General features: G+C 47.4%; 13 protein-coding genes. 3 read left to right on the top strand and 10 right to left on the bottom strand.

The genetic code is table 11. From position 1 onward, the window contains the following. Nucleotides 1-51: 51 nt before the first annotated feature. Both LPB140_RS04345 and LPB140_RS04340 read right to left on the bottom strand, forming a co-directional pair. On the bottom strand, nucleotides 52-1,026 hold the full coding sequence (locus LPB140_RS04345; protein WP_072558810.1) for a magnesium and cobalt transport protein CorA: 975 nt from the start codon (nucleotides 1,024-1,026) through the stop codon (nucleotides 52-54). Continuing rightward, nucleotides 1,023-2,636: a lysine--tRNA ligase gene (locus LPB140_RS04340; protein WP_198024169.1), complete on the bottom strand. Its 1,614-nt coding sequence runs from the start codon at nucleotides 2,634-2,636 to the stop codon at nucleotides 1,023-1,025. Before LPB140_RS04340 ends, LPB140_RS04345 begins: the two co-directional genes overlap by 4 nt. 55 nt (nucleotides 2,637-2,691) lie before the next feature. Between LPB140_RS04340 and LPB140_RS04335 the strand changes: the two genes are divergently transcribed. Together LPB140_RS04335 and LPB140_RS04330 are read left to right on the top strand one after the other, a co-directional pair. Continuing rightward, on the top strand, nucleotides 2,692-5,469 hold the full coding sequence (locus tag LPB140_RS04335) for an ATP-dependent DNA helicase (RefSeq protein ID WP_083550515.1): 2,778 nt from the start codon (nucleotides 2,692-2,694) through the stop codon (nucleotides 5,467-5,469). 18 nt (nucleotides 5,470-5,487) lie between these two features. Then, nucleotides 5,488-6,045, top strand: a complete 558-nt coding sequence (locus LPB140_RS04330; RefSeq protein WP_072558808.1) for a SixA phosphatase family protein — start codon at nucleotides 5,488-5,490, stop codon at nucleotides 6,043-6,045. A gap of 20 nt (nucleotides 6,046-6,065) precedes the next feature. Here the strand turns inward: LPB140_RS04330 and LPB140_RS04325 are convergent, their stop codons facing one another. The 6 genes from LPB140_RS04325 to rpmF all read right to left on the bottom strand — a co-directional run bounded on the left by LPB140_RS04325 (nucleotide 6,066) and on the right by rpmF (nucleotide 9,914). Continuing rightward, nucleotides 6,066-6,659, bottom strand: coding sequence for a WG repeat-containing protein (locus LPB140_RS04325; RefSeq protein WP_072558807.1), 594 nt, complete (start codon nucleotides 6,657-6,659; stop codon nucleotides 6,066-6,068). Nucleotides 6,660-6,714: 55 nt separating this feature from the next. Continuing rightward, nucleotides 6,715-7,173, bottom strand: a complete 459-nt coding sequence (locus LPB140_RS04320; protein ID WP_072558806.1) for a MerR family transcriptional regulator — start codon at nucleotides 7,171-7,173, stop codon at nucleotides 6,715-6,717. A gap of 35 nt (nucleotides 7,174-7,208) precedes the next feature. Beyond that, a complete protein-coding gene (locus LPB140_RS04315; protein WP_072558805.1) occupies nucleotides 7,209-7,499 on the bottom strand; it encodes an integration host factor subunit alpha in 291 nt (96 codons plus the stop codon). A gap of 127 nt (nucleotides 7,500-7,626) precedes the next feature. Next, a complete protein-coding gene (locus LPB140_RS04310) occupies nucleotides 7,627-8,622 on the bottom strand; it encodes a beta-ketoacyl-ACP synthase III (protein WP_418346540.1) in 996 nt (331 codons plus the stop codon). A 1-nt stretch (nucleotide 8,623) separates the two neighbouring features. After that, a complete protein-coding gene (gene plsX / locus LPB140_RS04305) occupies nucleotides 8,624-9,676 on the bottom strand; it encodes a phosphate acyltransferase PlsX (protein WP_072558804.1) in 1,053 nt (350 codons plus the stop codon). A gap of 61 nt (nucleotides 9,677-9,737) precedes the next feature. After that, nucleotides 9,738-9,914: a 50S ribosomal protein L32 gene (rpmF, locus tag LPB140_RS04300; protein WP_072558803.1), complete on the bottom strand. Its 177-nt coding sequence runs from the start codon at nucleotides 9,912-9,914 to the stop codon at nucleotides 9,738-9,740. Nucleotides 9,915-10,146: 232 nt separating this feature from the next. On the opposite strand from rpmF, the gene LPB140_RS04295 reads away from it, so the two are divergent. After that, nucleotides 10,147-10,533 (top strand): MAPEG family protein, encoded by a 387-nt coding sequence (locus LPB140_RS04295; protein ID WP_072558802.1) that lies wholly within the window; start codon nucleotides 10,147-10,149, stop codon nucleotides 10,531-10,533. Between the two features lie 58 nt (nucleotides 10,534-10,591). Here the strand turns inward: LPB140_RS04295 and LPB140_RS04290 are convergent, their stop codons facing one another. Together LPB140_RS04290 and LPB140_RS04285 are read right to left on the bottom strand one after the other, a co-directional pair. Next, on the bottom strand, nucleotides 10,592-11,296 hold the full coding sequence (locus LPB140_RS04290; protein ID WP_072558801.1) for an MBL fold metallo-hydrolase: 705 nt from the start codon (nucleotides 11,294-11,296) through the stop codon (nucleotides 10,592-10,594). 94 nt (nucleotides 11,297-11,390) lie between these two features. Beyond that, nucleotides 11,391-12,089 (bottom strand): S24 family peptidase, encoded by a 699-nt coding sequence (locus LPB140_RS04285; protein ID WP_072558800.1) that lies wholly within the window; start codon nucleotides 12,087-12,089, stop codon nucleotides 11,391-11,393. Between the last annotated feature and the right edge of the window lie 18 nt (nucleotides 12,090-12,107).

Genomic DNA, 12,107 nt, shown 5'->3' with positions numbered 1-12,107 from the left:
ATTGCGGCAGTTTCAATGGACAGTCAACTGCAAGTTTTTTTGATGGCAAAATTATAACCATCCCGCCTTTTTAAACCGCCGATATAAAATCCCGCAAATCATCGCCATCGCCGCCATAATAATGGTATAGCCATATTTCCATTCCAATTCGGGCATAAATTTAAAATTCATGCCATATATACCCGCAATCGCGGTTGGCACGGCAAGTATTGCCGCCCATGCCGCCAATTGCCTTGTAATAATGCCTTGGCGCTGCTGTTCCAACAAGCCGCTAGTATCCAAAACCGACGATAATGTCTCACGCAGCCCTTCGCCGCGATATTCCACCCGTCTTATATGGTCCAATAAATCACGATAATATGGATGAATGGACGCATCAATTTGCGGCAATCCCAAATTGATAAACCTGCTTACCATATCCTCCATTGGGCCCATTATCCGTTGTAATTTAAATAAATCGCGCCGCATATTGAACAATTTTGTGGTCTGGGCGCGGTTAAGAAAATGTTCCAGTGCCTGATCCTCCATCGCCAAAACCTGTTCCTCCATTCGGTCAATGACGGGAAAATATCCATCGACAATGAAATCTAATATGGCATGCAACACATAATCCGGCCCCTCTTTTAATTGCCAAGGGGTGGCCTCTAATTGGTTGCGCACCGGGCTATGCCCCCGCATTGAACCATGGCGCACCGTGATGATAAATTGCCGCCCGACAAATATCGCCGTATTGCCATAAGCAATGCGTTGATCCGCATCATTTATATGCGTGGTTCGCGCGACAATGAACAAATGATCGCCATAAATCTCCATCTTGGGCAAATGCCGTGCATCCAACGCATCTTCCACCGCCAAAGGATGCAGCGCAAAACGGTCTTGAATAATGTGAATGACACTATCATTTGGTTCATGCAGGCCAATCCACAAAAAATCCGCCGGATTTTCAAGGCTGGGCATATCCTTTGCCACATCAACATCACGCAGCAATTTGCCGCTACGATATAGCCGTGCGGCAATAACCGTCATTCGGCCAATGCCTCTGCGATTAACCGGCGGCTGTTTGCCACGCCATATAGCGCGATAAAGCTGCCCATACGTGGTCCGGCGCTGCTGCCCAATAAGGTTTCATATAATGCCTTAAACCAATCGCGCAGATTTTCAAATCCGCCCTCTTTACCAATGGTATAAACAATATTTTGAATATCCTCTGCCTGAGCATCTTCGGGCAATTTGGACAGTTCCTCATCCAAACGGGTCAGCGCGGCAACCTCTACACCCTGTGGTTTACGGCGGATAAGCGTTGGGGCGACAAAATCACGGGTATAGGCCATGGCATTGTCGATTAACTTATCCAATTCGGGATAGGTTGCGGCATTTGCCTCTGCTTCGCCGCCCGATACATAATTGGCCAAATATCCCCAAATTTGTTCCTTTGTCGCGTCCGCGCCCATCACCCCGACAAGGTTTAATAATAAACCATAGGTAACGGGCAGGACGGTTTCGGGCACATCCTCGCCGCGTGCGGCATGGACATGATGCACCGGATTGCCAAATTTTTTATCCCAATCCTGCGCGGGATATGTGCCGCGCATTTGCAAATATTCATCCACCGCCTTTGGTATTACGCCAATATGCAATTGTTTGGCCGCCTTTGGATCGCGATAGGCAAAAAAGGCAAGGCTTTCTTCACTGCCATAGGATAGCCATTGTTCCAGGGTCAGACCATTGCCCTTTGATTTGGAGATTTTCTCTCCCTTTTCATCCAAAAACATTTCATAAATAATGCCATCGGGTTTGCGCCCGCCCAGCGCCTTTGCAATTTTGCCCGATTGAATGCCGCTATCGGTTAAATCCTTGCCATACATTTCATAATCCACGCCCAGCGCGACCCAGCGCATGGCCCAATCCACCTTCCATTGTAATTTTGCCCCGCCGGATAATATGCAATGTTCAATCCGCTCGCCGCCATCCTCAAATGCCACCATGCCGCTATCTGCGTCCAATACCTCAACGGGCACTTGTAATACATGGCCCGTTTTGGGGGAAACAGGTAAAATGGGGGAATAGGTCGCGGCGCGTTCGGCGCGTAATGTCGGCAACATGATATCCAAAATATCCTGATTATGGCGCAGCACACCGCGCAGCGCATCATCAAATGCCCCACCTTTATATTGCTCACTGGACGATACAAATTCATAATCAAAGCCAAAACGGTCCAAAAATTCACGCAGCATCGCATTATTATGATGGGCAAAGCTTTCATATTTGCCAAATGGATCGCGCACCATGCTTAATGGCTTGTGCAAATCCTCTGCCAACATGTCACCATTGGGGATATTGTCGGGCACTTTACGCAGACCGTCCATATCATCGCTAAACGCCACAAGGCGGGTGGGCGCACCGCCCGTTAAAATCTCAAACGCCTTACGCACCATGGTGGTACGCAGCACTTCGTTAAATGTGCCAATATGTGGCAGGCCCGATGGGCCATATCCGGTTTCAAACAATATTGGACGGTCAGGCAATTTACCGCCAAAACGTTTGAGCAATCGACGCGCCTCGTCAAATGGCCATGCTTTTGAAACATTCGCCGCATTTGATAAAGTTGCTATCATTTCTTCGTTGATATTGCTCATTGCCTACTTCCTTTATTGTCGCTTCATGTTATGCAATTCATAAATGCACGAACATATAATCCCTTCCCTAGCTTTTCCTGCGATTCATGCAAGCCATGCTGGCATTTGGATGGCAAAAAATGATGCCAATACTGGCGAAATAATCTGTCGCTCCATTGGCAAGGGGGAGGCGATTTCACTGGTGTGCGACACCCCGACCATTATGCTCAACACACCTGCCATCGCGCAAAGGCTGGGCTATGCGGATATAAATGGGTTGGATATATTGGAATTATTCGCCTTTATCCATCCCGCGCAATTCATGGTGCCAACCCCGCGCGGTCTGGCCCGTAAATTGGACTTATTACCCAATAATATTGAAACGGGTGAGGTTGAAGAACATATAAATGATGATGACATTGCCCCCTTATTATTAAAATCAGCACAAAAACTTCTCTCCACTTTGCAAAATCCCAAATGGGCAGAGCGTGATGGATCATGGAACAGCGCGCAGAGCCTATCGCGGTTAAAATGGCCATGGGGCGCGGTGATAGTAAAAAATCTGCCCAAACCGGAACGCGCCGAAAAATGGTTATTTTCCAAATTATCGGAATGGGAGGAACAGCCACCAAGGGGGAAACCACGCACCATCACCCTGCCCCATTTGGATATATTGGAACAATTGGACGAATTAACCGGCGCACAGGCCGAAGAACGGCCCGGTCAACGCATATTGGCCACAAAAATGGGCGATATTTTTACCCCGCGTGATGGGCGCGATGGGCCAAATATGTTATTGGCGGAGGCCGGAACGGGCATTGGTAAAACGCTGGCCTATCTTGCCCCTGCAACATTGTGGAGTGCGGCATCGGGCGGCAATATTTGGATTTCCACCTATACCAAGGCTCTGCAACGTCAATTGACCAGCGAGGCAAAACGCGCCTATCGCGATCATGAAAATTTCAAACATCGCGTGGTGGTGCGCAAGGGCCGTGAAAATTATCTTTGCCTATTAAATTTAGAGGACGCACTTCAGGGCGGGTTTGCTGGCCGCGCGGCAATATTGGCGCAATTGGTTGCCCGTTGGGCCGCCTATAGCAAAGATGGCGATATGATTGGCGGCGATTTGCCCGGCTGGCTAGTCACTTTATTTCGCCGCAATGGCACAAATGCCTTAACCGACAGGCGCGGCGAATGTGTCTATGCCGGATGCGCGCATTACCGAAAATGTTTTATCGAAAAATCGGTCCGCGCCAGCCATCATGCCGATATTGTTATTGCCAATCATGCGCTTGTCATGGTCAATGCCGCACGCGCGGCCGACAATGACCAAATGCCCAAACATATTATATTTGACGAAGGGCATCATATATTTGACGCGGCAGATTCGATGTTCGCCGCCGATTTAACGGGGCAAGAGGCGATTGAGCTGCGCCGATGGATTTTGGGGCCAGAGGGTAAATCAGGCAGAGGGTCTTCGGGTCGCAGGCGCGGGCTGGCCGCGCGGTTGGCCGATATTTCATCCTATGATGATGAAGGCGGCAGGGCCATTGCACAGGCATGCCACGCCGCAGAGGCATTAACCGCCGACAACTGGCTTTCCCGCATAGCAGAGGGACAGCCATCAGGCCCATTTGAAATATTATTCTCCGCCGTGCGCGACATGGTATTTGCCCGCGATGAAAGCAGCAACGGCCATGATGCGGGATATGGTCTTGAAACCGAATTGACCCAGCTAAGCCCCGCCCTAACCGACGCGATTCCAGAGGCAATTGACCAATTGGAGGCGATTGTCATGCCGCTGCAAAAATTGGGCAAAAGGTTGGAAGCCATTTTGGCCGAGTCGCCCGATTGGATGGACGCCATGGCACGCCAGCGGGCGGAGGGCGCATTGGCCAGCCTTGGCTGGCGCATTGATTTAATCAATAGCTGGATATCATTATTATCCCGCGCCACGGGCATGGCCGACCCCGATTTTGTCGATTGGTTGGCGGTCGCACGGGTGGAGGGACGCGAATATGATATTGGCATTCATCGCCATTGGCTTGACCCGACAAAGCCCGTTTCCGAGGTGGTGTTGAAAAATGCCCATGGCGTGGCGGCGACTTCGGCCACATTAAAAGCCGGCGGCGATTGGGATGATGCCATGGCGCGGACCGGCGCGCATCATTTGCAAAATAAGGTCCATCAATTTGAGGCGCAAAGCCCGTTTAATTATGCGGAGCGGGCCGAGGTATTTATCATCACCGATGTAAAGCGCGGCGATTTGCCTGCGCTGGCCCGCGCCTATGGCCGGTTAATTGAGGCATCACGCGGCGGCGCATTAGGTCTGTTCACCGCAATCCGTCGGTTAAAATCTGTTCATGCCCGTATTGCCGACCATTTGGCCCGCAATGGCCTGCCCCTATATGCACAGCATATTGACCCGATTGACACCGGAACTTTGGTCGATATTTTCCGCGATGACCCGCATAGCAGCCTGCTGGGCACGGACGCGCTGCGCGATGGGGTGGATGTGCCGGGCCGTTCTTTACGCATGGTGATTATGGAACAAGTCCCTTGGCCACGGCCCGATATTTTGCATAAAGCACGCCGTCTTGCCTTTGGCGGCAATGAATATGATGACCGCATCATCCGTGCGCGTTTGGCACAGGCATTTGGCCGTTTAATCCGGCGGGCGGATGATCATGGCCATTTCATCCTGCTATCCCCCTCTGTGCCTTCACGCTTATTAAACGCCTTTCCTTCGGGCACTATCATTACACGTTTAACATTGGACGAAGCAGTGGAAAAAATAAAAAATCCGCTATCAATTGCGCCCGATTTGCGGCACATAAATAATCAACTATTATAAAAAACGAAAGCCGCACCCTTGAAATTTTTATCATTGCTTCGCCATGCTAAATCCGATTGGTCCGCCCCTCAAGAAGGCGGGCAAATGGTGCGCGATTATGACCGCCCCCTAAATCGCAAGGGTGAACAGGCCGCCTGTGCCATGGGCGATTGGATAGCCAAAGAAAAAATTATTTTTGATTATGTGTTGGCAAGCCCGGCGACAAGGGTTCAGCAAACCATCAATTTTTTTGAAAATGGATATGGCCGCGCGTTAAACCCGCATTGGGACAAGCGAATATATCTTGCCTCATCGGTCACTTTGATTGATTTAATTTCGCAAATTGATGATGCGCCAGTGCATGTGTTGATGGTGGGCCATAATCCGGGATTGGAAGATATTATTTTGGATTTGGTCAAACAAAATAGCCAATCCCCGCTGCGTGATGAGGTGGAACAAAAATATCCCACCGCCAGCTTTGCCACCATAAAATTGGATATTGATAATTGGGCCGATATTGAAAATGGCAATGCCCAATTAACACAATTTATGCGCCCACGTGATGTGGATGCAAAATTTGGCCCTGAATATGATTAAATTGCTTTTATAATTTTATATTATCTACATTCATGTAACGGTCTGTCATTACCCTTTATATCAAGGCATATGTCCTTGCCACCAGCATAAAAACTATGCTCGCCATCATGTTGCAAACTGCACCCAATGCATACCCGCGCGCGGCCATTATGAAAAGGATATGTGCCATCATATATTGCCGGAATGACCATATTTAGCTCTGCATCGGCATAGCCTTGCCTGCCCAAAATATTGGCGCGAACAAGGCCATCTGAAAAATAATCGGCAAAATTATCCATCGTTGCTACCTTAATCGCATATCCATCGAGCCGCGCATATGCAAAGCCGCTAAAAAATAATGGCGCAAGGCCATTGCTATCAAATTTCAATTTTTCAATTAGGTCGGATGATATTATATAACTGCCATCTGATTGAATGAAGGCACAATTTGGATACTCGGTAAATTCATCATCATTAAAAATAGAGCATTTCTCGCCCATTTTTGCCGTGGTAATGATTGCATGTTTATTTATGTTGGAGACCGCCATATTTTTTGATGAAGGTGATAGCTCAACACATCCCAATAGAGCGATATTGATCAAGAATAGGCCAAATGCAGACAATTTAAGGTTCATTTGCTTAATCCTATTTCGTCAAATCCAGATAATCTAATGCGATAGATTATCTTGATTATCTTAGCAAAGCCTTTTGCAAATCTGCCTTTACCCGCAATAAATTATCAATAATTTCTTGATTTTTTTGCCTTTGCGCCGCCGCGCTTTCATTGCCGTCATCTAGCAAAGGGGCGTTTGCCAAATCAATGGGCCGTGCTGTTTTTACTGCGGCTGCTGTTAATTTTTCCGGCATAAAGGCCGCGGCTTTATTCTCGCCTTCTATAATATTGGGCCAACCGCGCAACGCCTGTTTCGCGCCCTTTATCGTATAGCCCTTATCATATAATAAATGATGGATTTGGCGTAATAATGCCGCATCATTTGGGCGGTAATGCCGCCGCCCACCGGCGCGTTTTAATGGTGTAAGAGCAGGAAATTGCTCCTCCCAATATCGCAAAATATGCGTTTTAACGCCCAATATTTTGGCCATTTCACCAATAGAACGAAAGGCATCATCGCTTTTTTGATTGCTCACCCTTTATTCCTTTACCTGAAAATGGCCAAATATATTTACTTCACCTTTTGGCGAACAGTTTGGCTTGCGCGAAATGTTAAAACACGGCGCGGGGTAATGGGAACCTCCACTCCCGTTTTCGGGTTACGGCCAATACGTTGTTTTTTATCACGCAGGATGAATGTTCCAAAACCAGAGATTTTGACATTTTCCCCGCCAATTAACGCCTTTGAAAGATGACCCAAAATTGATTCAATCATATTGATGGAATCCGAACGCGAAAGTCCAACTTGACGATTGATTGCATCAGCCAAATCTGCGCGTGTTAACGTACCCGTATCTGCCATGTATAAGCTCCCTTAATTAATGCATTAAAACAATATAACTTGTTTCTTTGCAAATGTAAAATATTGAACAACATTATTGTCTAAATTTGAGACATTTACAATAAGAACGGCATTTCTAATTATCGATTTAATATCGTAATATAGATGCGCCCCATGTAAATCCGCCACCCATCGCCTCAAGGGCGATAATCTGCCCCCTTTTAATGCGTCCATCGCGAACCGCAACATCCAAAGCAAGCGGCACAGAAGCCGCCGATGTATTGGCATGTTGGTCCACCGTGACGACGATATTATTTCTATCCAGCCCCAATTTTTTGGCGGTCGCATCCAAAATGCGGGCATTTGCCTGATGCGGGACAATCCAATTCACATCGGCTGGCTGTAACTGGGCAATCGCCAAAGCCTCGCTTAACACAGATGCCAAATTGGTCACCGCATGGCGAAATACTTCACGCCCCTGCATCCGCAATTTACCAACAGTTCCGGTGGTGGACACCCCGCCATCAACATATAATAATGCATTATGTGCGCCATCGGAACGCAATTTATTCGCCAAAATATCCGCATGGGGATATTGCGTGTCATCTGTGCCCATGGCCGACAAAATAATTGCCCCGGCGCCATCGCCAAATAACACCGCTGTGGTGCGGTCTTCCCAATCCAAAATACGGCTAAAAGTCTCTGCCCCAATGACCAAAGCATGTTTGGCCATACCGTTTTTCAACATGCTATCTGCCACACCAATGGCATAGACAAATCCCGAACATACCGCCGCAACATCAAATGCCGCGCCCTGTTTTATGCCCAATAAATGTTGAATCTTTGTGGCGGTTGCGGGAAATGTTTGGTCCGGCGTGGCGGTAGCAACGATAATTAAATCAATATCTTGATTGATTAAACCCGCTGCATCCATCGCCTTTTGCGCAGCCGATGCGCCCAACGAGGCGGTTGTTTCATCAGCCTCTGCAATATGGCGAAATTTTATACCCGTGCGTTCCTGAATCCATGCATCGCTGGTATCCACACGCTTACTAATCTCATCATTGGAAATTTTATTGCGCGGCAATGCAGAACCAGTTCCGGTAATGACTGAACGAATGGGGCGCTGAGTCATTATATCCATCTTATTTTCCATCCGATTCTTTATTTACATTTTCTGCATTTATATGATCGATGGAGCTGGAAATGCGGCCAATAATATCTTTTTCAACCAATCTGGCGGCAACTTCGACCGCATTGGCCACGCCCTTTTCATTGGCGCTGCCATGGCTTTTCACCACAACACCATTTAAGCCAAGGAAAACCGCGCCATTATGATTATTTGGGTCCAAATGATGACGCAATAATTCGGTCGCCGGACGCGAAATTAAAAAACCAAATTTTGACCGCAGCGAACTTGTAAAGCTGCGCTTTAACAAATCGGTTACAAAACGCGCTGATCCTTCAATCGCCTTTAACGCAATATTGCCCGAAAATCCATCGCACACCACAACATCACATTCGCCGCGATTTATTTTATCTGCCTCAATAAATCCTTGAAAATCCATGGGCAGGCCCGTGCTGCTGCGCAGCAAATCGGATGCATCACGCAATGTGCCCGTGCCCTTTTGATCCTCTGTGCCAATATTAAGTAATTTGACACGCGGTTCATTAAAACCGTAAATAATTTTGGAATATGCCGCGCCCATAATGGCAAATTGGGTTAAATTGCGCGCATCGCATTCGGTATTCGCGCCAAGATCCAACATCACCACATCGCTGTCGATTAATGTTGGCAGCAAAGCCGCCAAGGCAGGACGATCAATGCCCGGCATGGTGCGCAGCGCCAATTTCGACATAGCCATCAGTGCGCCGGTATTCCCCGCGCTGACCGCTGCACTTGCCTGCCCGCGTTTTACCGCATCAATGGCAAGCCCCATCGAACTGCCGCGTGATTTACGCAGAGCCTGGCTTGGCTTATCATCGCCAGAGACGATTTCACTGGTATGCAAAATTTCCGACGCATCACGCAAATTGGGATGATCGCAAAGTGCAGCCTCAATTTTTTCTTGATCACCAACAAGCAGGAAACGAAATTTATCATGACGATGCCGCGCAAGCGCAGCACCGGCAATCATTACGGAAACGCCCTCGTCTCCGCCCATCGCGTCAATGGCGATTAGCGGTTTATGAGACATTAGGCAGACCCCTTATTCATTTCAGGCTTGCAGGACAATTCAGGCTTGCACCAAAAAATGCTTAAGCCTCAGCCAAAATTTCGCGGCCATTATAATGACCACAAGCATCGCAAAGATGATGTGGGCGTTTCAATTCGCCACAATTTGGGCATTCTTGAAAAGCTTCCGCTTTCAACGAATCATGTGAACGGCGCATACCGCGCTTTGATGGTGTAGTTTTTCGCTTTGGAACAGCCATGTCGGCACCTTAAAATTACATAAACACTAAAATAATCGAACAATATAGGGAAAACATGCACATCAGGCAAGTAAACTAACCCGTTATATAGAATCCCCATCTGTTCGGATGAAGATGGCGATATAAATGATTTTCTGTGCTTTGCAACAATAGTCTTTATGCAAAAATGCTTTTACTTCGTATAAATATCGCGCATAAAAGATTTCAAATGAAAACTTAAGGGGAGTAAAACATGCAATTACCCATTTTATTAACCATTGGCGCAGGCGCCGCTTTAATCAATATTTGGTTGATGGTCCGTTGTGGTCAAGCACGCGGAAAGGCCAGTGTTTCCGTGGGTGATGGCGGTGACGATCTGTTAACTCGCCGGATGCGCGCCCATGCAAATTTCATCGAAAGTGCGCCAATTGTTTTGATTCTACTCGGCGCGATGGAAATGGCATTTGGTACAAATAATTGGTTATGGGCCACAGGTATTATTTTTATTATTGGCCGCTTGGCACACCCATTGGGCATGGAAGGCGCCATGAAATTACGCATGATTGGCACGGTGATTAGCATGTTGACGCTATTGGGCCTTGCCATCGCTGCATTATTAAAAGTTTATGGCATTATTTAAGCGCAGATGAACATTATTTAAGCGCAGATGAATATGTAAGCGCAGTTAATGAAGCAAATTATCTGGCCAGCACATGATCGGCAACAAAGGCGTTGGTGCGTCTTTCATGGCCAAAATTGCTGGCCGGACCATGTCCAGGCACAAAGGTAACATCATCGCCCAGCGGCCATAATCTGGTGGTTATCGCATTGATTAAATCGCCATGATTGCCCATGGGAAAATCGGTGCGGCCAATTGACCCTTGGAATAATACATCACCCACCACGGCAAGGCGCGATGGCGCATGATAAAAAATAACATGGCCGGGCGTGTGGCCGGGACAATGGATGACATCCAATTCCAAATCCCCCACCGTCACCTTATCACCATGTAATAACCAACGGTCTGGTTCAAAAATTTCGCCATTTATGCCATATTTTTTGCCATCATCGTCAAGTCGGCTAATCCAAAAACGATCATCCTCATGCGGTCCTTCAATCGGCAGGCCCAATTCCTTCGCCAAAATGCCAGCCTCCCCACAATGGTCAATATGCCCATGGGTGATAAGGATTTTTTCCATTTCCACGCCCGATTGCGCGATGGCGGATTTTAATTTTGGCAAATCGCCTCCAGGGTCGATTAACGCGGCCTTATTGGTTTTTGTGCACCAAATGAGCGAACAATTTTGCTGCAACGGGGTTACCGGAATAATCGCAACTTTTAATGGCGGTTCGGCCTGTATTTTGGGTTGGCCATTATTTAAATTTGATGTGACATTATTCATAACCACCTATGTGGACAATTTGTTCGCGCCATGCAAGCCTGTCTCGATAGGTACGGCAATTCTTTCATCATAAATTGGCCTTTATAAATTCCGGCTATATATAGCGACCATACCAGATAACACGGCCAATAATTTGAATATTGTCAATATCTGTCAAATATATATCGGCATAATCATTATTATCCGACCTTATCAAAAGGCCGCCATTTTTATCGCGCAGCAACCTTTTTACCAAAATTTGCCCCTCATGGCGCAGCACATAAATATGGCCATTTTCAATAATGCTTTGTTGATGATCAATTAAAATATCCGCCCCATTTGGCAGGGTCGGCTCCATACTCTCCCCCTCTACCAATATCATGGATAATTTATGCGACCTCATCCCCTTTGACCGCAGCCATAATGGGTCAAATGCCACATGGCCGCGCGGATATTCCCCGCCCATTTCGGCCCGATCAAATGCGCCTGCCCCCGCCGATGCGCCAATATCCAATATCGGCACGGTAACCATGTCCGCATTTGGATGTTCGGCCAAATTGATATTTTTGGGCGCATTATTATTTGGATTATTTGGTTCTATTCGTTCTGGCCCGCCCAATATTGATTCGCAAACGCCCAAATATCGCGATATGGTGCGCCGGTCGCTTTCCTCTAATTTCTTGGGACTGCCTCTTTTAATAAATTGCTGAATATACGCGTCATTTCGGCCAATAAGCCGTGACAAAATCACATAGCTTTCGCCCCGTTCATGGATAATTTGATCCAAATTTGACCTAATTTCGTTGCTTTCCATTTTTTTACTATAGCAATA

Origin of the sequence: Sphingorhabdus lutea (genome assembly GCF_001889025.1) — a bacterium.
Lineage (GTDB): Bacteria > Pseudomonadota > Alphaproteobacteria > Sphingomonadales > Sphingomonadaceae > Sphingorhabdus_B > Sphingorhabdus_B lutea.
This window is presented reverse-complemented; position numbering and strand designations above follow the sequence as displayed.

Excerpts from the sequence above, each read along its gene's own strand:
- LPB140_RS04290 (WP_072558801.1), bottom strand. The coding sequence starts at position 11,296 with ATGAATAATGTCACATCAAATTTAAATAATGGCCAACCCAAAATACAG.
- LPB140_RS04345 (WP_072558810.1), bottom strand. The coding sequence starts at position 1,026 with ATGACGGTTATTGCCGCACGGCTATATCGTAGCGGCAAATTGCTGCGT.
- LPB140_RS04340 (WP_198024169.1), bottom strand. The coding sequence starts at position 2,636 with ATGAGCAATATCAACGAAGAAATGATAGCAACTTTATCAAATGCGGCG.
- plsX (WP_072558804.1), bottom strand. The coding sequence starts at position 9,676 with ATGTCTCATAAACCGCTAATCGCCATTGACGCGATGGGCGGAGACGAG.
- LPB140_RS04285 (WP_072558800.1), bottom strand. The coding sequence starts at position 12,089 with ATGGAAAGCAACGAAATTAGGTCAAATTTGGATCAAATTATCCATGAA.
- LPB140_RS04310 (WP_418346540.1), bottom strand. The coding sequence starts at position 8,622 with ATGGATATAATGACTCAGCGCCCCATTCGTTCAGTCATTACCGGAACT.
- LPB140_RS04325 (WP_072558807.1), bottom strand. The coding sequence starts at position 6,659 with ATGAACCTTAAATTGTCTGCATTTGGCCTATTCTTGATCAATATCGCT.
- rpmF (WP_072558803.1), bottom strand. The coding sequence starts at position 9,914 with ATGGCTGTTCCAAAGCGAAAAACTACACCATCAAAGCGCGGTATGCGC.
- LPB140_RS04315 (WP_072558805.1), bottom strand. The coding sequence starts at position 7,499 with ATGGCAGATACGGGTACGTTAACACGCGCAGATTTGGCTGATGCAATC.
- LPB140_RS04295 (WP_072558802.1), top strand. The coding sequence starts at position 10,147 with ATGCAATTACCCATTTTATTAACCATTGGCGCAGGCGCCGCTTTAATC.